Annotated in this window: 17 protein-coding genes; 3 read left to right on the top strand and 14 right to left on the bottom strand. The window is 45.6% G+C overall.

The window, feature by feature from the left end:
* Positions 1–461: 461 nt before the first annotated feature.
* The 3 genes from V1U08_RS18315 to V1U08_RS18325 all read left to right on the top strand — a co-directional run bounded on the left by V1U08_RS18315 (position 462) and on the right by V1U08_RS18325 (position 4,651).
* On the top strand, positions 462–3,434 hold the full coding sequence (locus V1U08_RS18315) for a polysaccharide lyase family 8 super-sandwich domain-containing protein (RefSeq protein WP_330471189.1): 2,973 nt from the start codon (positions 462–464) through the stop codon (positions 3,432–3,434).
* Positions 3,435–3,719: 285 nt separating this feature from the next.
* Complete coding sequence (locus V1U08_RS18320) at positions 3,720–4,241, top strand: GNAT family N-acetyltransferase (RefSeq protein ID WP_330471190.1); 522 nt, start codon at positions 3,720–3,722, stop codon at positions 4,239–4,241.
* A gap of 113 nt (positions 4,242–4,354) precedes the next feature.
* Complete coding sequence (locus tag V1U08_RS18325) at positions 4,355–4,651, top strand: antibiotic biosynthesis monooxygenase family protein (protein ID WP_330471191.1); 297 nt, start codon at positions 4,355–4,357, stop codon at positions 4,649–4,651.
* A 195-nt stretch (positions 4,652–4,846) separates the two neighbouring features.
* Here the strand turns inward: V1U08_RS18325 and V1U08_RS18330 are convergent, their stop codons facing one another.
* The 14 genes from V1U08_RS18330 to V1U08_RS18395 form a co-directional block, all read right to left on the bottom strand.
* Complete coding sequence (locus V1U08_RS18330) at positions 4,847–5,485, bottom strand: sugar transferase (protein ID WP_014232122.1); 639 nt, start codon at positions 5,483–5,485, stop codon at positions 4,847–4,849.
* Positions 5,482–6,684: a glycosyltransferase family 2 protein gene (locus V1U08_RS18335; protein WP_330471192.1), complete on the bottom strand. Its 1,203-nt coding sequence runs from the start codon at positions 6,682–6,684 to the stop codon at positions 5,482–5,484. The genes V1U08_RS18330 and V1U08_RS18335 overlap by 4 nt, the downstream gene beginning before the upstream one ends.
* On the bottom strand, positions 6,681–7,772 hold the full coding sequence (locus V1U08_RS18340; RefSeq protein WP_330471193.1) for a glycosyltransferase: 1,092 nt from the start codon (positions 7,770–7,772) through the stop codon (positions 6,681–6,683). The genes V1U08_RS18335 and V1U08_RS18340 overlap by 4 nt, the downstream gene beginning before the upstream one ends.
* A 137-nt stretch (positions 7,773–7,909) precedes the next feature.
* Complete coding sequence (locus V1U08_RS18345; RefSeq protein WP_330471194.1) at positions 7,910–9,340, bottom strand: GumC family protein; 1,431 nt, start codon at positions 9,338–9,340, stop codon at positions 7,910–7,912.
* The gene (locus tag V1U08_RS18350) at positions 9,337–10,452 is read right to left on the bottom strand and encodes a glycosyltransferase (RefSeq protein WP_330471195.1); all 1,116 of its coding nucleotides are present in this window, start codon (positions 10,450–10,452) and stop codon (positions 9,337–9,339) included. The genes V1U08_RS18345 and V1U08_RS18350 overlap by 4 nt, the downstream gene beginning before the upstream one ends.
* A 10-nt stretch (positions 10,453–10,462) precedes the next feature.
* On the bottom strand, positions 10,463–11,176 hold the full coding sequence (locus tag V1U08_RS18355; RefSeq protein WP_330471196.1) for an acyltransferase: 714 nt from the start codon (positions 11,174–11,176) through the stop codon (positions 10,463–10,465).
* Between the two features lie 87 nt (positions 11,177–11,263).
* Positions 11,264–12,649, bottom strand: coding sequence for an O-antigen ligase family protein (locus V1U08_RS18360; RefSeq protein ID WP_443089736.1), 1,386 nt, complete (start codon positions 12,647–12,649; stop codon positions 11,264–11,266).
* Complete coding sequence (locus tag V1U08_RS18365; protein ID WP_330471197.1) at positions 12,646–14,073, bottom strand: lipopolysaccharide biosynthesis protein; 1,428 nt, start codon at positions 14,071–14,073, stop codon at positions 12,646–12,648. Before V1U08_RS18365 ends, V1U08_RS18360 begins: the two co-directional genes overlap by 4 nt.
* A 25-nt stretch (positions 14,074–14,098) precedes the next feature.
* Entirely contained in the window at positions 14,099–15,280 is a 1,182-nt protein-coding gene (locus tag V1U08_RS18370; protein ID WP_330471198.1) for a glycosyltransferase family 4 protein, read from the bottom strand.
* A complete protein-coding gene (locus V1U08_RS18375) occupies positions 15,273–16,478 on the bottom strand; it encodes a glycosyltransferase (protein ID WP_330471199.1) in 1,206 nt (401 codons plus the stop codon). The genes V1U08_RS18370 and V1U08_RS18375 overlap by 8 nt, the downstream gene beginning before the upstream one ends.
* Before the next feature lie 137 nt (positions 16,479–16,615).
* Positions 16,616–17,671 (bottom strand): glycosyltransferase family 4 protein, encoded by a 1,056-nt coding sequence (locus V1U08_RS18380; RefSeq protein ID WP_330471200.1) that lies wholly within the window; start codon positions 17,669–17,671, stop codon positions 16,616–16,618.
* Positions 17,652–19,112, bottom strand: coding sequence for a sigma-54-dependent transcriptional regulator (locus V1U08_RS18385; RefSeq protein ID WP_330471201.1), 1,461 nt, complete (start codon positions 19,110–19,112; stop codon positions 17,652–17,654). The genes V1U08_RS18380 and V1U08_RS18385 overlap by 20 nt, the downstream gene beginning before the upstream one ends.
* A gap of 23 nt (positions 19,113–19,135) precedes the next feature.
* Positions 19,136–21,448: a HAMP domain-containing hybrid sensor histidine kinase/response regulator gene (locus tag V1U08_RS18390; RefSeq protein ID WP_330471202.1), complete on the bottom strand. Its 2,313-nt coding sequence runs from the start codon at positions 21,446–21,448 to the stop codon at positions 19,136–19,138.
* A gap of 12 nt (positions 21,449–21,460) precedes the next feature.
* Positions 21,461–22,261, bottom strand: coding sequence for a phosphate/phosphite/phosphonate ABC transporter substrate-binding protein (locus tag V1U08_RS18395; protein ID WP_330471203.1), 801 nt, complete (start codon positions 22,259–22,261; stop codon positions 21,461–21,463).
* Position 22,262: the final 1 nt, after the last annotated feature.

The following is a 22,262-nucleotide window of genomic DNA, read 5'->3' on the forward strand; positions in this document are numbered from 1 at the left end:
TTCGCAACGCGTGGCATTTTTACTATGCGTTGCTTTAAGTGAATAAGTTGGTTTGCCGCGGCTTAGGTATTGCGTTGTTCACCCCTAAATAGAACGATATATTTCACCAGTTACCCTGAAAGCCTCGAATCTGATCAGTCCGTTGCTTTTGTCCATTACTTTTGGGAGGGGGGAGTTTGTGCAAAACGGAGGCAATGCAACTCACGACAAAATAGCTTGGTGATCACACATGTATGATGCCCATTTTATCCGTAAATGGCACATTTCAAAAAAGAGGTTGTTACTCAACACGGCACCTTTTGTGATTAAAATCACTACAGACGGCCAGGATGATTTGATCTGCTTCGCGTTATCTTCATCAGAACTAATACAAGTTAATAAAACATTTATTGTTTCATCACAAGAGAAACGTTGTTTCAGGTTTCCTTTGTTCTTTTGTCAGAATAAATGTGGAGTTGAAGTTGAAGAAGTTCAAATTATCGGTAATTACCGCATCGGTGCTAGCCATTGCTGGATGTAATGGAATAATCAAAGAAGTCGAAAGTCAACATGCTTCCGAAGTTCAATCTCAGGCAGCCAATGAGTTCGAGCTGGTGCGCCAGAATATGCTGAGTGGTTTTGTTGATCGCCAAACCGACATAGCCGCTAAACAACAGAAATCAGTGTTGGAACTAGCGCAAGAGCATGCGGACAGCATGGCCGCGAATGGCAGTTGGGAAGATATTGAATATGCCGACGAAGATCCAACTGGTTGGCAAGCCGGAGATCACCTAAGACGCCTGCGTATGATCGGCGCCGCGTTCGTGCAATCAAATAATGCCGATTTGGCGGATGCCGCTATCCGTGGCTTGACCTATTGGCATCAACAAGATTTCAAAACCGGTTGGTGGTGGGCAGACATTGGTCAGCCTCAATTCCTGGGTGAAGTTGCTCTGATGTTGGGTGATCTGCTGCCGATGGAGCAGCGCTTTCAAACCGCGATGATCATGTCAGATACTCCTGGGGTCCGTAAGAGTGATAATGCTGAGACAACCGGTGGTAACCGCAGTGACATCAACCTGGTCGTAATCTACCGCGGCCTGCTGATTCATAGCAAATCTCTGGTTGGCGCCGCAGTAAAAGACATGGAAAATACCGTCAAACTCACCAATGGCGAAGGCATTCAGGCGGATTACTCTTTCCATCAGCACGGCGCTCAACTGTACAGCGCTGGCTATGGCGAAGTCTGGTTTGGCGCAACCTTGCGAGTCGCCTATATGGTCCGCGATACCGAATGGCGGTTTAGCCAAGAGAAGGCCGATATTCTCACCAACTTCTTCCTGGATGGCTGGCGCTGGATGAAGCGCGGCAGCCGTCTGGACTACAACACCTGGGGACGCGGTATCAGCCGTAGCAAACCAGAACTGACTCCTCTGGCTGAGTTACCGCCGTTAAAACCAAGCAATAATATCACCCAGATGGATATGGTGGCTGCATTAACTCCTGAACGTGCGGCTGAAGCGATGGCCTTTAAAGCGCACGTTACAGGTGCCAGACATGGCGTACCTTCCGGTTTGAATGGCTTTAAACACTTCTGGCGCAGTGACTATTCCACCAAAATGGCCGATGGTCACTTCTTCGGCATTCGCATGAACTCCCAGCGAACCTACCCTAATGAAAGTGGTAACGGTGAAAACCTGTTGGGCTATTGGCTGGGCTTCGGCAGCACATTTCTGGAACAGCGCGGCGACGAATACCACAACATTTTCCCGGTATGGAACTGGAAGTTGGTGCCGGGCGTAACCGCGCCTGAATATGAAGGCTTGCCGGATGACTGGGGTAAGGTTGAACAGCCGGAAGTTGCTTTCGTGGGTGGCGTGTCTAACGGCAATTATGGCGTAACAACCATGGATATGAACCTCGATACCAGTCCAGCCAAAGGTGATGCATTCAACACTAAAGCGAAGAAATCATGGTTCAGCTTTAAAAACGAGATAGTTGCGTTAGGCGCTGGCATCTCTTCAACATCCGCTGAAAATGTGAACACTACTCTCAACCAGACCCTGCTCAACGGTAAGGTGACGGTTGATGGTGTGGAAGTTGAAAACGGTGTACGCGAGATCAGCTCTGCCAACTGGGTGCACCATGATGGCGTAGGCTATATATTCCCGCAAAACGGCGAACGCCACCTGTCCAACCAGACGCAGAAAGGTAACTGGAAACGGATCCGCAGTGGATCTTCCGCCAATGAAGTCTCTAAGGATGTCTTCACCCTGCATATCAGCCACGGTGTGAAGCCAAGTGACGCCGACTACCAGTATATTATTGTGCCTGAGCTGACCGCAGAGCAGACGGCGTCCTATCAGCAGATGATGCCAGTGACCGTACTGCAGAACAGCACCAGCGTACAGGCCGTACGTAATTCCGATCTTAAGATCGCTGGTGTCGTTTTCCATCAGGCCGGCAGCGTAGTGATCAGCGACGATCTTACGGTTTCTGTAGATAAACCAAGCGTATTGCTGGTAGATGAAAGTGGCGCTGAACCGATCGTAACGTTATCCACTCCAGGTTTGTCTTACGCCGAAGTTAAGCTGACGCTGGACTCTAAAGCCAAGGGCGAAGCGGTAACTCGCATGGTGATGACACACGGCAAAACTGCGGAACAAGGTAACAGCGTAACCTTCCCTTTCTACCAAGGTGCGGAGAAGATAAACCAAGCTTTCAGGGATGAAATCAAGCAAGCAGAAGAAGAAGCAAGAGTCGCAGCTGAAGCCCAAGCCGCAGTTGTTGCCAAAGCGGAAGCTGCAGCCAAAGAGGCATCTGAAGCCCAAGCAAAAGCTGATGCAGAAGCCAGAGCTAAGGCTAAGCAAGATCTGGCCGCTGGCGGACTAGAGCTGAAAGTGACTCAAGACGCTTATGTGCGCGGTGGTAATCAGGCTGACAAATTCGACGGTATTGCTTGGGGGTTCATGGGGGTAGAAAATCACTACAACAACCCGGCACTGGATCATATAAGTATTCTTCGCTTTGATACAAACGGCCTGATGGGCTTAAAAGCGACTTCCGCCAAATTAAAGTTGCATATCCGAGGTGTTGACACCCGTCCAGACAAAACTGGCGGTAATAAGGATACCCGCTTGCAGGCCTTTGCTGCAGACGCCGGCGACTGGATTGAAAAAGAAAGCATCACTTGGAATACTCTACCTTCCACCGATGGCGCCACAGCATCTGGCATTGCCACAGCCAGCCATGGTCAAAGCCAGAAATGGATTGAGCTGGATGTAACTGATATCGTCAACAAATTGGACAGCAAGCGTTCACTGGATCTGCTGCTGGTTAATATCGACGAGAAAGGTCAAGGCGGTTATGTCGGTTTATCTACCAAAGAGCACAGTGGCGGTAAATATACCCCTCAGCTGCTAATCCAAGGTGAATTGGAAGAGCCGGTGAAATAAGTTCTTAAGGAGGAACTGCCGAAGAGTGGAGTGAACAGAGCATCAGTCTGACAATTGATGCTCTGTCTTATGCAGCTGATACATCAGGGTCTTCGTATGGTGGCCTGCGGTCAAAAACATTCGCTGATATTACAAGCAGCTAAGTCGTAACAGGGCTGATGGCAGAGTCTACTGGAATGGACACAGCTGTGATGTTGATGTTTCAGGGTTACTCATTTGTGGGTTAAGTTTTGATAATGTAGCTATGCGGCGCTTTAACACAGTGGTAGGTTTTAAAGGTTAAATATGGATATTTACCCGGAAATAGAATTATCGAGAGAGCAGCATTCTGAGATTCAGTCTTTGCGAAACCAGTCGTTTCCTGAAGATCAAGTGGCACGCTCTTATTACAAGCAACTTCCTCACATGAGAGCCCTGAAATATAAAGGTAATCAACTTGTTGGTTACATGGGCTTAGACTATCGAGTGATAGCCGTGGGAGAAGAAAACTACAAAGTCTTAGGTGTTATCGATTTTTGTATCGACAGCGCTCATCAAGGTAAAGGTATTGGCTCTTCAATGTTATCTCAGCTTGCAGATTATGCTTCTACTAAAGAAGTCGATTTCATAGTCTTAATATCTGATCTGCATAGCTTTTATACACAAAATGGTTATCAGCGTGTTGATACGCTCAGTTCATGGTTGCGGCTATCTGAACACAGAAATTATGGTGTCGCAGTGGAGCGGGTGAATGATTTGTATATAAAGTCAATGAGTGGAAAAACTTGGGCAGTTGGACACATGGACTGGTTAGGATATATGTACTAGTTGTGTTTAAGATGGATGTATCGCCTTCCGTATTGCTTTGGTTCACCCCATAACGTGACGTTATGTGCCAAATGCTTTGGGATTTAGAAACTGCGTATCTTACAGGGAGTTTTATGTTTAGAGTTGTGTATGAGTGGCGTGTACCAATCGAGAAAATGGACGAGTTTCAAGATGCCTGGCGTTCGGCGACCGAATCCATCCACCATTCGGTAGAAGGTGCGCTCGGTAGCTTTATGCTCCATTCCTATGATAAGCCTGAAAAGGTTCTCACTGTTGCCAAATGGCAAACTCGCGAAAATTGGGAACAGTTTTGGGAAAATCGTAATCCAGAAAAAATGCAGAAGATGCGTGAAATTGCTGAACGTATCTCGGTTGAAGCATTCGACGAAATTGAAGATAGAACTAAATAGTGTCAGCGACACATTGAGAGTATTAAGCGTGCTAAAGAAACTATAGCTAATTATGGCAAGGCGTTTCAATAGGTTGTCTCAAGCACAGTAGAGGCGCAAAGGGGGTAACCTTTGAGCCTCTTGCGTTATTAAGCAAAGCCCAACAACTCGATAGTCGCTGTGCGTCACAATGATTAAATCCAGTGTCTATCTCTGCTATTGCCCCCGACCATCAAACATCACCACAATGGTTTTGGTAATGATGCTCATATCCATACTGAGCCAAGACTTCATCGAGCATAGAGAAAGCGCGTAACTGTGGTCATAGCCGACTTTTCTTCGCACGTCATCAATGCAAGTATCGTAACCCTGATTGACTTGCGCTAATCCGGTAATGCCCGGCATCACGCCATAGGTTCTATCAGCGAAATAAGGGATCGCACTCTCCAGTTTGCTATAGAAACTAGGCCGTTCAGGTCGTGGACCTATCAGTGACATGTCACCTTTAACTACGTTAAAAAGTTGTGGGATTTCATCCAAACGAGTCTTACGTAAAAATCGTCCAACTGGCGTGATTCTTGGGTCATTTTCCGTCGCCCAAACAGCCCCTGTATGTTGTTCTGCATCTTGGTACATGGTGCGAAATTTAATGATTTCGAAAAACATCATTTTCTCTGGTGTAGATTTACCGACTCGAAGCTGCTTATAAAACACAGGGCCCGAAGAGGAGAGTTTGATTGCTATCGCGATAAAAGGCATTACTGGTGACAGAAGCAGTAAACCAAACAGCGCGCCGAATAAATCAAAGAGACGTTTTGCAAACCAAATTGAAATATGTGCGGATACGTTGCTCATAGTGCATCTCCTTTTTGGCCCACACGAGACCACTTTCCTGATTCAAGACCAAATAGGTATCGCATACCACCGATGAAATTTGCGCAATGACCAGCAACGATGTAAAGCAGTAGCTTGCAGGCTTTGTGACAAAATATATGTGGTAGGTGATAAATTACAATCGCCAGTGAATAGATCGTGATTTGAGTGACCAGTGCAGCCATGAAAAGTGGGTTGTCCATCATGGCGATAGAACTAACAAAACAAAATAGAAGTAGGTAAGGGGTCATGAGCCGTAGCCCTTTGCCGGAAAAGAATGCAAATGCGACACCTCTGTACTTCGGTAAGAACATCTCACAAAGCTGGATAGCCTGCTGCATGTTGCCAGCAGAGATACGCAGTCTTCGGCTAAAATCATCTTTCTCGTTGGTGGCTTCCATCTCCAGAGCAACCATCTCAGGCTCATATTCAGCAATATACCCCTGACGTACGATAGACATAGGAATTATAAAGTCATCATTGATTGTATCGGCACTTATAGATTCAAACAGGTGTGTGCGGAATAGGTAAAATGCGCCATGCGCCCCAAGCGTTGAGCCAAGTGAGGCTTCACGCATCTTAAGCTGACTTTGGTATTTCCAGTAGCTGGCTTCCCCAGCATTACCCGGCTTAAACAATTGATAGTGACCATTGACGACGCCGACTTTACTGTCTTGAAAATGTGTATTTGCAATCCATAGCGCATCAATGGAAATAAGGGCGGACACGTCGCTCAAGGCCGTAATATCACTGGTGATGGTTTTCATCTGTTCATTTATCAGGGCAACTTTGCCACGATTGGTTTTAAATGCCCGGATTTCAAAATGTGTATCGGAACAAATTGCTTCTTGGATGGTTTGTTCTGCAATACTCACTGTCTTATCGGTACAGCCATCACATGCGATGATGACTTTGTACTTATTTTTTGGGTAATCAAGCGCAGATAGGTTGCGAATTTTGTCCGCTATCCACTGCTCTTCGTTGTAGGCAGGTATCAAGATAGTGATGGTTGAACATCCCCGATCGCTTTTGATACTTCTATATCCACGCGTTCTATGGCTGCGGGCTTTGTAAGGGTGATTTTTAGAATACCAAGACAGTAAAACAGGGTAGCCAACGTGGTGATAGATAACCAACACGCAACTGATAATAAACAGTATGGTAAGTAGTAAATCAATCATGCGCTTTTCTCCTCAGCTAATATTTCGTATGCACGCATCATGTCCCTGATGTCGTTATGCTTTAAGACAAACTGTCTTGGGGATGCTTTTACTGGTTTGTTTAAGGCGGTTTTTACACTGGCGGCCAACTGCTGTGAGTTTTCACTTTCAAACAACACTCCGGTGCTTGGGCAAAGGGTTTCTTTTGTTGCACCAATGTTGCTTGCTAAAGTGACAATGTCACATGCTTGAGCCTCTAAAGTAGAGAGCGGGAAACCTTCACGACGTGAGGGCAAACAGAATAAGTCCAGCGTTTGATAAAACCGCGTCATGTCATCAACTAGACCAAGAAAGGTTACTCGACTGCTTAACCCAAGTTGCTGCACTTGCTGTTCTAATTTGATACGTTGGCTACCATCCCCAGCGATAACTAGCTGTATATGATTAGGGAGTAATGCCATCGCGTTGATCAAAATGTCGTGGCCTTTGACTTGTTCTAATCGACCTGCCGTACCAATAATGGTGCTTTGCACAGGCAGTCCAAAAAGTTGACGGGCAAGGTGCTTGGAGCCAGTGGTGAATTTCTCGCAGTCGATACCGTTTTTGATCACCCTGACATCCTGATAATCAAAATGTTGATGAATTCGTTGTTTTACCAAGAGTGCATCGGCAACAACGCAAGGTTTAGCGATTTTTAGTGCCAGGTTTTGTAAAGCGCGGTGCTTTTGGTCTGATAGATGCCATGCATCGTGTTCGGTATGAATTCGAGCTTTTACCCCGGCCAAGCGAGCAGCAACGGAGCCGTATAGAATCGGACCAATATGATGAGTATGAACAACGCTTGGCTTTAACGTGAAAAACAGTTTAACAAGCTGTATCAGCGTCTTAACGCTATAGCCTGACGGCTTGTTAAGAAAGATTAATTGGTTTTCAACCGACTTCAGTTTTGACCATTTCAATACTGATTCTTGTTTTGTACCCTCCAAACTAACAATGAGTACTTTCTGGTGTGGGGACGAAAACGCCAGCATGTTGAGTGCGAGCGCCTCTAATCCACCAGGGGAAAGGTGCTGAACCACGTGAATAATCGTTTTGGACTTTATGCTCATACTCGCTCCTAACGGATGTTTAGCTCTGAACTAGTATTAGCATTATGTGTGCCAGGTTTATTATCTAATTAATACAATGTCTTATGAGTTTTTTATCGTATTTCTCAAGCTGAAAGTCAATTTGAAAATTGTTATGATTAATACGGCTTTATTCTTGGAATGTGCGTGAGTACAGGCGCCTGGGTAATGGCTTCGATCTCTTCTTTGCGTCTTATCGATGAATCAAACAGCTCGATCAATAACGCAACACCAGCACCTAAACCAATCCCTGCCACCAAACCCGCAATGACAAATACAATCGCCGGAAGATTCGCCGGGCGACTAGGGGTATAGGGAAGGTCAATAATTTTGACGCGTTTGTTTTGCTCGAAAACCCCTAAAGAACCTGTGAGCTGAGCCATTTCGTAACGTTGAATTAATTCATCATAGAGTTGACGCTTAATTTCAGCATTGCGAACTAAACGATGCATGGTTTTCGCGTTATCACCGAATCGATTGGCTTCTTGCTCCAGACTGGAAATCATTTCTTTTAAACTTTTTGTTTCTTCTGTGAGGGATTCATAACGACCTCGCACGAGTTGCAAGCTTTGTAGTTGGGTGACGAGTAAAGGTTGAATCTCTCCAAGATCTTTTAATTTATTACTGCTGGCTATATCCCAAAGCTGATCGCTACTGATATTAGGTTGCTCCATTTTCAATAATAAGGCGCGTTCATTTTCTAAACGGCGTAACTCGCGTTCTTTGCCTTGAACAGCACTATGACTCTCTGTGTACTTCGCTTTGAGAAGAGTCAGTTCGCTACGAATCTCGATGATCTGATCTTCAATTTTTCCGACCACGGGGTTGGTTTTTGATAGTTGTTGATCGAGAGAACCCAGGCTCTTTTCAACCCCAGCGAGTTCGGCTTTTTTCTCTGCGTAGCTTTGTTTCAGAGAGGCAAGGCGACCTAGCGACTGACTTTGCATTTCCGGCGTTACCGATGCAAAGCGATTTTTAAAATCAGCCAGTTCGTTTTCCGCAATGTCGAGTTCCTGTCTGCGTTTCTCAATATGAATAGCGAGAAATTCTGACGAGTCCTGAATCGATGAACGCTCTGGTGCGAGAAGCTGTTCAATAAAATGCTCACTGATAGACTCTAATAACTCTTTCATACCGTCCGGACGGGGAGCGGTCAGTGAGATTTTAAGAAAGTCTTTGCCCGGTTGAGTGATCGTTAAACTGTTTGAAAGCTGATTGATGATGTAATCACGCTTGGCTGGTGGCATAGCGTCGTTAATCAGCTGATGCTCATTCGCCACCGCAGTGAGTACATGGCGACTTTTCAGTAGCGTACTCAAGGCATTTAGACGTTCTTTCAGCATGGTTGAGACCGCGATATCTTCCAGAAACGGATTCATCTTTGCGGTTTCCTGAATCAGCATTGACGTATGCGACACGTAGTTAGTCGGTGCAATTTTGCCAATAAAGTATCCAACGAATGGAAGGATAAGAATGGGTACGACAATCACATACCGTTGTCGCCATGCTGAATTGAGTATGATGATAAACCTCCGTTTTAGCTCGTTCATAGTGACTCCAACATACAGTTCAGTTTAAGCGTACGTGCATCCCAACTTTCGTTGATGACTGACTTTTGTCGCTCAAAGGTTGATTCACGATCTAACTGATTTAATGCCTCTGTGAATTGCTCGCAATCAGTGACGGTTGAAACCAAGGCTTTGTAAGGCGATAACGCGGGAAAAGGAGTCGTAATGACGGGACAGCCTGCCGCAAAGTATTCCAGTAATTTTAAAGGGCTGCATGAAGCAATTTGTCCATTGGATTTAAACGGAAGTAAACTCACATCCCAATGTTGACTGTAACCGGGTAAGTCGCGATGTGGCTTAGGGCCAAGGTAGTGCACATTCGCCAGTTTCGGTAGCGGATAGTTTGGGAGTTCAATTGGGCCGATAAACACAAATTGCCAGCTAGGGTTCGCGAGGCAAACTTGCTCGATGAGTTCGTAATCTAGCCAGTTAGACAGGCTGCCATAAAACCCAGCAATCTTGTGATTTGGAGAAGGTAAATCCGTGGCACGCTGGCTTGGCTGACTAAAGAGTGAGGTATCTACGCCATGGGGCAAGTAGTGAGTTTTGGTCTGTGGAAATTTCGCTAGCAAGGGTGCACTGGCTGCGAGAATCAGGTCCGCGTGCTCCACGAGTTTGTCTTCGTGCTGTTTGACCACCTCATGATCGACACCGGCAAGCGATGAGAAATCGTCTCCACAATAGTAAACCACCGATGACTCACCCAGAGTTCCACATAAATCGGCTGCAGTCGGCAGTGAAGTCCATAAAATCGGTTTGTGCAGTTGAAGCTTCTCGATAACGGGTTTCAGCTGAAGACGCATCAAGGTTTTGGCGATATAACGCGCGAATGCTGACTTAGGAGCAGGAAGTGTTTTAAGGTTGATCACCGTAATATTTACGTGATGCTCTCGCTGGTCGGTGTAGCCACCTTTACTTTTACCCATAAGCTTACCGCAAGCACGTTTAACATCGTGCATATTTAACTTGGGTTGACGGAGTCCGATCGAGTTAACCCAAAGTACCTTGCGTTGTTTTGCTAACCGGGTAACCAGATGTTGTGTACTCGATGGTAAGCCACCAAAATCTTCACCAAAAACAATAAGATCTCGCATAGTGAACTCCTTAGTGATTAAGTGAACGTATCACTCTGGCAGGATTACCAGCAGCAACAACAAAAGCGGGTAGGTCTTTAGTGACCACACTACCAGCTCCCACGATGGTCCCTTCGCCAATCGTGACATTGGGGCAAACCGTGACGTTTGTTCCTAGCCATACGTCCTTTGCAAGTACGATGTCTCCAACATCGCAATCGAGATCGCCAAAGCCTTTCGCTCTTAAATCAGCGTCAAGTGAGTGACCAGAATATCCAAACAGAAAGGCGCGACCGGCAATTCGAACATTGTCACCAATTTCAATTCGTCTCCCAATCGCAAAAGTACTCTGCCAACCGATATCGACGTTACTGCCAACAATCAGTTGTGGATCACTGGATTGGGGTCTGGCGCTAAACGTTGTTTGACCAGAGATGCGGCAATCGTCTCCAAGCGTGATGGAAAGTGGCCCGGAAACAAAAGGCACACCACCAAAGAGATAAAGTCCTCGGCCATATTGAGAAAGGCGACCTTTAAAGGCGGGGGTATGGATAAATACCCTAACCACGTTGCTCCAAATGGAGGTACTCGCTGAATAAACGGTGCGAACCGTCTTGTTTATCCACAACGGTGTAGGAAGATCACATGCACGAATCGATTTCAAAATGAGAAACAATTTGCGATATGAAGGGTTTTCGTGGTGTTGTAACCATACTTTGAAGTCATTTAACTGCTGAGCCAACATGATACTGTCCCTTATATTGAGGTGATAAAGAGACTATTTCACGTTGCGTGCCAAAAAATTAATTGTTTAAAAACAGTAACATAAGAATTATTTGTTGAGTGTTTCTTTGGTTTTCTCAATTTGAGAACGGATTTGAGTAATTCGGGAGATAGCGATACAAAGCGCTGCGAGGATATAAATCGGCCACGTGAAGCCTTGGGTTAGGAAAGTACCGGAAACCACAGTGCCTATTACACCTGCATACACCGCAAGCGCTGTTGCTGTGAGATAAGGGGAAACCAAGCCTTTTCGCTGATTTAAGATAGAAAGCGTTTGTCGGCTCGTTTTGATAAGCGAAATGATCATACCAATAAACACAGCCAGGCCAAGAAACCCGGTCTCAGCCAACACGCCGAACCAAGTACTGTGAACCGCGTGGTTGAGCCCGTCCCAATGTGGGCTGTAATAGTAGTAATTCGAATAGAAATTGTTTAAACCCACGCCACTAAACGGGTTCACCACCGCCATCTTAAACGCCGCTTCCCATGCATATAAGCGTCCCATGGCTGATGCGTCGATGCCGTCTTCTGCTGCGCCGCCCGACTGACGGTCGGAAATTCCGGCTACGGCAAACAGTCCCAGCAACCCAATTACAGCGATGAAGATCAATAGTGATTTTGAGCGAATCAAGCGCAGACCAAAAATACCAAATACAGCAACTGATCCCAAAAGCCCACCACGGCTTTGTGTCGCGATAACGGCTGCCATTGCCAGTACTAGCCCGGTAATACCAAGAATACGTGAGAAGCCTATACCTTTTGTGGTGGCAAAGCTGATCGCAAACGCCAGAGGAAACATTAATACCAGCGACAAATCATTCGGATCACCAAGCACAGAGCCCAACTGACGACCGATGGTGACTCTCGTGCCCTCAACTAAACCAATCCCCGAAGCCGAATTATACAAAGCAACTACGGCGATTAATCCACCCGCTAAGATAATCAAGGTTGCGATTTTTCGCACTGCATCTTCCGTATTCACCAACCAAGCGATGGCTAGAGTCATGATGATGATTTTCCAATAGATATTTTTAAAATAGGTTATGGCTACACCCGGGTTAGAGGACAAGACAATGCCTATGACAACAAGCCCCCAAAATAGGACGAGCCACGTCATACTCGGGTGCCAGAAAGTTTGTAGCTGGCGACTGATCAAGGTGTGCCAAATCAAAGCGCCAAGTGCTCCTAAAGAGAGGAGTAACGGGATTTTTAATGAATAAAGTGCGGGTAAGGCTTCGTGAATTCGAAAGAAGGAAAACAGTACAAATAGACTCACTAACCAGAATGTCTGATTGAGCACAAACAATGCCGCAAGCGGTAAAAAGCAGAGCACAACGACAATGGCTGGATGAGGAATAACATACCAAACCATAGCTAGCATAAACGTAACCAGCGTCATGATCATTATTGGCCTGGCGTGTTTGACACTATTCATAGTGAGCGACCCACGTAATGAGTTAACGTGTTTGAAAGACGTTTGAGTGAAGCACATGAAATCAACTGGAACCGAATTGCAAAAGCGATAACGCCTAACGGCTGAAGCAGCAGCATTAACGCGGACAACTCGATACTTTGATGATACCGACTGGTTAATAGAAACAGCACCGTTAACGCTATCAGCGCACAAATAGGACTGGTTTGATAATCCAGATAATGCGCACGTTGGCTAAACCAAATTGTGAATATGAATCGACTTAATTGCCCCGCGATCAACCCGTAAAGCATTGCTTCAATGCCGAAGTCAGCAGAAAGGATACAAATCACCATCGCCAATGAAATGGAGGCGAGGTTAATATACAAAAGCTGAGAGGTGTGCTTTTGGTAGAGAATACCAAAGTTAGTCAACTCGACCAGCTCTTTGAATAGCATCATTGTTATGGTCATTCCAACCAAAGCGATAGCAGGCTGGTAAGAGTCCGGTAAAGAGAACGAAATAAAAAGTTGACTAAGCCATACCACAGCGACAGAAATAACGCACAACAGCAGTATCCCTTGAGTCGTCACGCTAGCGACATGTTCTCCTCCATTTTTGTCCATGGTTTCGAAACGTTTTGGCATCCACCACATATGAAAAGGTTGGATAACAATACCGACGCCAAGCGCGAATTTAGCCGCAATCGCATACATGCCTAAGGTTTCTAAATCGGTTGCTCCAGCGATCAGCCACCTTTCTGCACCACTTAAACCAAATGCCACCACACCGGACAACATTAGTGGCGCAGAGTAGCGGATATAACGAATAAAGTGTTGTTTGTTAGGTAGGGAAAATGGAAAGTTTATGAAAACGTGCAAAAACAAAAACTGGATAAAGGTACACACGATATTGAGGGCAAAAACGAGTGTCACGTCCGGTTTGTATGTCAGGACGACAACAAGTAAAGAAACCTGAGCTAATACGGTCGCGACACATATCTTAAAGAACAAGCTTGCTTGATTATGCAATCTTAACCAGGCAAGGCTGATAGCAAGGGGCGCTTCGTAACACAAAACCAAAGCCATAAATAGGATTTGCTCACTGGTGAACGTCGAGAGCTTAAAAGGGACCAGGTAATAAATGAACAAGATAAACAAACTCAGACTGAAAGAAACAACGAGCGATGCACTGTACAGTTGAGAAGCTTTTCTTTTTCGCACCGTGAAGCGACTGATTGTGCCTATAAATCGATAGAGATTTTCATGCATTGCAATGCCCACAATCAGACTAAAGAATACCGTTGTGATACCGAGCAACTCGAGATGGCCGATTTCTTGCGGTGACAAGTATTGGGCCATAAGAGGCAAAGTAAATAGCGACACACCTTTAATGAGAAACAGGCTGACTGCATATAAACTGATGTTTTTCAGATGGCTAACATTCATTGCAAAATTTCCTATTCAAACTGAATTAGTTGCATGCGTGAAGGGCGGATGTAACCACGTCACCATTAATGTGTTGTGCAAACTTTTGGTAGCAATGTTCAGCTTTATAGCGAGCCGCTATTTCTAACGCACGCTGGCTGCAACGATGAAATGCTTGTTGGTCGTTACTGGCATAGAGCAGAGCATCACACAAAGAATCTGGGTTTCCCGGCTGATACTTAATACAGTTTTCATTGTGGGTCAGTGTCTTGTCCCAATATGCGCCATCTCGTGGAATGACAACGCACATACCCGCAGCCAGAGCCTCTAGAATAGATAAACCGAATGGCTCATTACAGCTGGTTGAAACAAAGATGTTGGATTGACTCCGGATATCGTCTAAGTTTTCAGGGTCTTCATACCATATGGTGTGGGAGAGTAAAACCGGAGCGTTGGAGATTGGTAAACACGTATCGACGGGGCGAATGTAGCAAACATTGAGTACGACAGACTGACTAATAGCGGCACGTTTGGATGCTTTTATTAACGTTTCCAAACCTTTCCATTTCAGCAGCGATGCAGCCCAAAAGTAAACTGGCGTGTTCTTTTGACATTCCTTTGGCCAACGTGATGCCGGAATGCCATTCACAAATGACTGATATTGAGATGAGTTTAAGTAACTTTCAGCCATTGCCGTGGCGTCTTTTATTTTGGTCGCGGTTTTAAGGTAAGTTTCTAGTGCCGCTTTGAGGCTACAACGGGTAGAGGGTAAGTAAAACACGGCGTTCGCTCTGGTAAGACAGAAGCCAATAGAGCGTGAGATCCCGACGTTGCCATGGATAAACTGAACGACTTCAATATTAAGAACCATCTGTAACAAATAGACTGGCATATCCATACCTGGCCCTGAAGCGCCGATGAACGTAGTAATGCCGCGATGCCCAATCAATGTCTTTAGCAATACCAATAGAAGATACAGTTGGTTTAGCCAGTAGAGAATCCCATTGTGCTGACTCATTAACCAAGGAACTGGGGAAATGGAAATCAAAGTAACATTGTGTTTGGCGTAGAACTCTGTTTGCTTCCAGAATGCCGTGTCTACGGTTGCGACAATGAAATCATTGGACTCAACACGGCATACATTGAGCGCATCACTGGTGGCAATCTTAGAGCCGCCTTTAAATGCGATAGGGTCAAAAATAAGCGTTTTCTTGTTTTGACTAGTCATGCTGGCCTCCAAACGACAAACGATTTACCACATAGGTTTTGAGGGGGGATAAAGTGCTTATTAGAGACCGATTGGCTACAAATGGCTGTTCCAATAAGTCTCTATAAAGAAGTTCTATTTTTCGGCAACTGACAGATAGATCATGATTTTGGGTAATGTGAACAAAACCGCTCATTCCATACTGTTCACATAGTTCAGGATTATTGATTAGCACGCGCATCGCTTTTGCTATTGGGCCAATGCCCTGATTCGGATACAGAACTCCAGTTTCGCCATGGGTAATGAATTCAGGAATGCCACCTTCAAGCGGCGCGATAACTGGGATTTTAGCAAGGGCAGCTTCTGCTACAGCCAGCCCAAAGGCTTCACTGCGAGCACCACTGATAAAGGCATCGCATCCCTTTAGCCATCCAACGACATTGGATTGTTCGCCAACAAAGTGAATACGATTGCTTAGGTGCAAACGACTGGCTTGCTGAACAAGCTTGCCCATTAAATCGCCATCGCCAATGACAACGAGACTGACGTTAGGATACTCAAAAGCCACGTGACGCATTGCGGTAATGATCCGGTCTACACCTTTACGGTGAATCAGAGAGCCAACCGTCGAAAAAACAAAATCCTGCTCCGGAATAGATAACGCTTGCCTAACATCGACTTTTTGCTGCGCGGAGAGTGAGACGGTATCAATACCATTGTGAATAACCGATATTTTTTCGTTAAGGTAACCATCTTTAGTCATGAATTCAGCGACGTACTGACTGACTGAAATAATGTGCGGAGAAAGATGCAGGCCAAGCGTTAGGCGGTCGCGTGCTGGGTAAGGGCAGTGGAGCTGGGTAACGACGGGCACTTTCTTCATTTGTGCAGCGGCCAACATCCACTGGCAGGGCGCACCACTATTAATATGTACAAGGTCTATTTTTTCGCGTTCGATGATCTCGCAACCATGCTTAATCAGACCAAGCCAACCTGATACGTTGTATTTAGGTGGTTTCCAGCCAAGCAGCAGTGGAAAATGATTAAGCTGAGTTGGAACATTCATCAGTTCTAACTGTTTTGAGAGTTCGCAATTATTGGTCCAAACGTAACAAGCGTAGTGATGATGTTCCATGTACTTAATAAGATCGAGCAAACATTTCTCACTGCCTCGGATCCAGTCATCGCCGTAATGTACAAATAGAATCTTTCTCTTCATGCCAACCCCCAACATCGTCTTTGCATAAAACCGTTAATTGCACTTTTCGATAGGACTAACGCAAATGTGATGCCAAGAAGGTGGTGGTTCTATGTGATTGTTTTTAAGGTGATTTATAGGAGGCTTGAGGTGGGGCGTTATTGTTTCTCAATTTGACAATCAGATTGAGAGCTATTGGGGAAGTAGAGTTTGATCATTTTTGGGATGACGGCAGATTGAGAATAGTGCTGTTCAACGCTATCAATCGCCTGCTTTTTTATCGCTAATTGCTGGTGGGGGGCGAGGGACAGATAGGTGTTTAAAGCCTCATTCAATTGATTGACGTTGTCGACTAAGTATCCGTTGGTTTCGTGTTGAATAAGCTTCGACATATTGCCAACATTAAGTGAGACAACAGGGATACCTCTTGCCATCGCTTCGAGCGCTGTCATGGGTAAGCCTTCATAACGAGAGCAAATGATCAAAATGCCAATATGTTGCCAAATGGCGTCCATGTTGGTTTGGTGACCATGAAACCTGACGTTTGCCGGAGCGCCTTGTGTTAGCTCCGATTGCATGGCCCCTGAGCCATAAAGATCAAACCGCTGTGTTTGATTTAGGCGCGCCAAGTCAATAAATCGGTCGGGACCTTTCTCATGGCTTAGCCTGCCAACAAACGCGATTTGGTTTCCTGTTGAGGTAGACAGCGTCTTGGTATCAATAAAATTATTGAAACTTTCTGATTTGGTTATCAGCTTTTGGGTGATTCTTTCACTCACGGCGATTGAGTGATTTGACACAAACGTGGTGAACCGGTCGACACAGTCATATAACCACACCTTACCCGTTGGAGTTTCTCCTGCGTGATACGTAGATATTTGGCGAACTCCGGTTATAACCCTTGCCAGCTTGCACACTAAGCTTGCTTTATAGCCATGAGCGTGGAGAAGAGCTGGTTTTTGCTTTCGTACTTGGCTAATTAAGTCGCTAAAGTAATTCGTGCCTGCAGAGCCCAAAAACTGGACAGCAATGCCACTTGATTCCAGCTTGTCTTTGAGCAGTTGCGGTTTGGAATAAGAGCGCAGAAACATGACTTTGACAGGAATTTCAAAATGCTTGAGCCCATTTGCGAGCTCAAGCACATGCGTTTCAATGCCACCGAAAGTCAGGCTGTCGATGACTAGCCAGACTTCGTTACACGAGTTGTTGCTCATCTTCAGCTTCCCAGGCTTGCTTCTTACGGTATACCGTAGAAGGGCTAAGCTCTAAAAGTACCGCCGCGTTCAGCACGTTTCCGTCGCAGTAATCAATGGCTTGCTGTATTGCCTCACGTTCAATTTGCCACATTGGCCTTATCTCTACAGGTCTTTCAATTTGCGGCTCAGTAACCGCGTTGTGACTATTTTCAGGAGCCTCATTGATAACGACGGGTTGCGGAGTGATGACTGGCTCAGGTTTAGCTACGCTGTTTTGCTTTGGCGTACGGCTTGATGTGACCTGAGATGGCAAATGCTCAAGGCGCAAATGGCTATCGTCATTAAGGACCACAATATTGCGAATAATGTTTTGAAGCTGACGGACGTTACCCGGCCACGCATAGCGTTTTAGCGTTGGCTCTGCATCTCGGTGGATTGCGTTAAACTTTTTGCCATCTTCTTTAGCGTACAGTTTAAGAAAGTGAGTCGCTAACGTCGTAATATCGTTGCCGCGCTCGCGTAATGGTGGCATATCAATAGGCACTACATGCACGCGGTAGTAGAGATCTTCTCTGAAACGGCCTTCTTCTACTTCAACAAGAGGATCTCGGTTCGTCGCACAGATGATACGAATATCGACTTTCATTTCTTTATTTGCGCCTAGTGGGGTAAAGGTACCTGTTTGCAAAAATCTGAGTAATTTCTTTTGCATCTCAAGTTCCATCTCACACAGCTCATCAAGAAAAAGCGTACCACCGTTGGCCATTGAGGCCGCACCTTTGCGATCGGCAGTAGCGCCTGTAAATGCGCCCCTGACGTGACCAAAGATTTCACTCTCCATGAGATCTTTTGGAATCGCACCACAGTTAATGGCGATAAACGGTTTATCTTTACGCTTACTCTCACGGTGGATGGCTTCGGCGCACACTTCCTTACCCGTACCACTTTCACCGACAATAAAAACACTTGCTGTCGTTGGTGCCACTGAATCGATGATCTTGTACACACCTTGCATTGGAAGGCTAGATCCGATGAAGCCGTGGAATCGGTTTCGATCAAATTTGTTTTCTATGTCTTCGACAAGGTTCTCCAGTTTAACTTGTTGCAAGTGCAGAGCGATGGAGGTTTTAAGACGATCAGCATTAATTGGTTTTTCCAGAAAGTCTTTCGCTCCTTTTTGCACAAGGCTAACCGCCAAATCTACTGAGCCATGCGCCGTGGCAATGACGACGGATGTCGGGACTTGGTTCTCGTTAATCCAATCCAGAATTTGCTCGCCATCCATGTCGGGCAGTCTAAAGTCCAGAATAACTAATTGGGGAACATTTCTTTCAATAAAGGCGATGGCTTCTTTACCTGTCTCTACATGAAACAGGTCATAGGGCTCGTGCTGTACATACTGTTTGTACAAAATAGCAAGAGAAGTTGAGTCTTCGATTAGTAGTACTTTTGGTTTCATTGGAGCTGTCCTCTCTTAAGCCTTTATAGTTGTGTTGGTTCAATAAACCCTTGCTGTTTCCTTTCCTCTAATGCTTTTAGTGACTCTGAGGCAACAACCTCAAGTTTTTGTTTGTAGCTGAAAGCCTGCTCTTGTTTGCCGTCTAAGCAAAGATGCTCGATTTTTCGCGCGAAATTGGACAAAGTTCTATTACCGAGTGCCAGAGCTGAACTACCTAGGGTATGCGCTTCGAACTCTAATGTTTCTTTGTCCTGAGACTCCATAGCCAGATATATTTTGGCTAAACGCTGCTGAGATTCTTCAAGATAATGCTCGATGAGCAATGGAATGACATCAGCACTCGTGTCTGCGATCATTTGCTGCAAAATCTGTTCGTCGACTAAATCCAAATTTACTGCTTCCTCACGTTGGTTTGATTGACCTACGTTGGTATTTGTATATGAATTCTGATGCTTAATCAAATGACAGGGGCCTGATTTTAGATCTTTGTTTTCCTCTTGGTCTTCATTTAAGAATAGGTTAATTTTTTCAATTAGTTGTGACAGCCTCAGGGGTTTTGACAAGTAGTCGTTCATGCCCGACGCAAGAAACTTTTCTTTATCACCAGCCAGTGAGTGTGCAGTTAGGGCGATAATTGGGATATCACACGCCTTACTGTCATCAAGGCTCCGAATCGCTTTGCAGGCTTGCATGCCATCCATTTCAGGCATGGAGATATCCATAAAAATCAGGTCATATTGATATTCCTGGACCATGGAAACCGCTTGTTTGCCATTTTCGGCAATATCGATAGATAGACCAACCCGCTTGAACATTTCTCGTATGACGAGCTGATTTGCTTTGTTATCTTCTGCGACAAGAATACGAGCGTTCGAACGAATCAATTCCTGACGGAGTGAATCAATATTTGGAGAGGTCAACAACTCATCGGCTACCGAGAGCGTGATGTCAAATGTGAATGTACTGCCTACGCCGGGTGTGCTCTCGACCGTGACGTCACCATCCATAAGGGTGCAGAGTCGGCGACAGATCGCGAGGCCAAGCCCCGAACCTTCTTTGCTGCGTGAATAGGTTTGGTCCGCCATCGTAAACTCATCAAACAAGTAATCAATCGAGCTATTTTTGATGCCAATACCTGTATCTTGGATTTGGCAGGTGATTTTCACTCGCCCTTGTTCCAACGCCTCCGACCCAACTTTAACCGTGACGCTGCCTTCGTGAGTAAACTTGATGGCATTGCCTATCAGGTTGAGCAGTATCTGTTTGACGCGGTTTTTGTCTCCGCTGACTTTGCTTGGAACAGTGCCCTCAATGTAGCAATGTAAAATAAGGTTTTGACTCTTGGCTGTGGGCAAAAATGAATTCACCACGCTTTCTACACACTGTCTGAAGTCGAAAGGTTTATCTTCGAGAATGAGCGTATTGGACTCCATACGAGTGAAATCAAGAATGTCATTAATGACGGAAAGTAGGAAGTTGCCCGATTCAGTAGCGGTTGCGACCAGCTTTCTTTGCTCGTTAGTGAGTTTGGTTTCTTCAAGGATATTTAATATGCCCAATACGCCATTCATCGGAGTGCGTATCTCATGAGACATGGAGGCGAGAAAGCGGCTTTTAGAGTCGTTTGCCAGTTCGGCACCTTCCCGTGCTGCAGTGAGGTTTTGATAGTCTTGTTCTAACTTAGCCGACATCTCATCGAATGCTTTGGTGACTTCACCAAGCTCATCTTTGGAATAGTGTTTAAGTTGAAACCCCGGGCCTTTTTCCCGAAGTGTTTGGGCGGCAGAGGCTAAACGGGTGAGATTCTTAGTCAGATAGGTTCCAAGGATAAAGGAGAAAAACGCCACCAATACGACTTCGATGGTTGCAATACTGATAATTGCTTGCTGCGCGTCAAAGAGCATATTGCTGATAGGGTGTGTCTCAAACCCCATATCTACATACCCATAGATATTACCGTTACTTTCAATGGGGGTACGTAGATCGAAGATACCGTCTTTCACGTCTTTTAGAGTTTCATCACTGACCATTGAGCGTGCAAGTAGCGCTGGGTCTCCTGCAGTGGCCATTTGGTTGCCACCGCGTAACACACGAACGTAAGCGACATCTTCTAACTTGATGAACTCTTGAGCTAAGTCGTCCAACGTCGCTAAATCAGTAGAAAGTAGCGCGTCTTTCGCAGCATGAGTAAACATAACTGCACTTGAATGAGCTCTTTGGAGTAACTGCTTCTCGTTGGAATCTGAGAGAAAACTCATCGCATTAGCCACGAGAATGATGAGTGCCGTAATTTCGATGAGAGCTATGCCAAGAATTGTTTTAGAACGCAACGTCATTAAAGCCTCCGGTTAGTCCAGTACTTTGATATTGAGTGCTCTCACATCGTCCCAATCGGTGTCGATAGCTGATTCAAATCCGTTGATATTTAATAATTTTAGGGACGTTTTCCCTTCGAGTGTTTGATCTATAGACTTGAGCGCTTGTTGGATCGATTTGACTTGTTCGTGAGTCATTCTCGGGTGATGGGCTATGGCATGCGGTGTATACGGTTTTGTTGTCCAAATAGGTTCTAGCTGAGATTTAACCTCGTCAGGTAATGAGTTAAAGGTTCTCATCACACCGCCGCCTGCTGGGTAAAAACCTCTCGCCACAGACAAATACACCGAGTCATGTGATGTAACGTAGTCAGACTCAAATTCGACGTTAGCCTCTCTCAAGTCACTTTGCGTTAATACCGTTGCAGCAAAGGCAGCAGGAGAAGGGAAGGCGAGCCTTTGTCCTTGCAGCGCTTGTAAAGACTCAATATTGTTGGCTTTCCTTGCTACCAGAATTCCGCTTATTTTTTTATCCTTGGCTTTGGCGAAGGCCCGATAGCCCGGCTGTTTGCTGTAGACGGTGTAATGATATGGGTTCATGTAAGAGATATCGTATTCGCCCGCCGACAAACGCTTTTCATACTCCGGAATGTTAGGAGCCGTGCTAAAGGCAATGTCGTAACCGGTTTCTCTGCTTATTTCAGCAACGAGAGGCTCCCACTGCTCGGCAAGTCGGCTGGCAGATTGCTGAGGCACAACGCCAAATGTAAGGGTTTCAGCAACGGTTACTGCCGAAAGTAACAGAGTCGAAAGGGCGATAAAGGTTTTTCTCATG

The organism is Vibrio sp. YYF0003 (assembly GCF_036350715.1).
Lineage (GTDB): Bacteria > Pseudomonadota > Gammaproteobacteria > Enterobacterales > Vibrionaceae > Vibrio > Vibrio natriegens.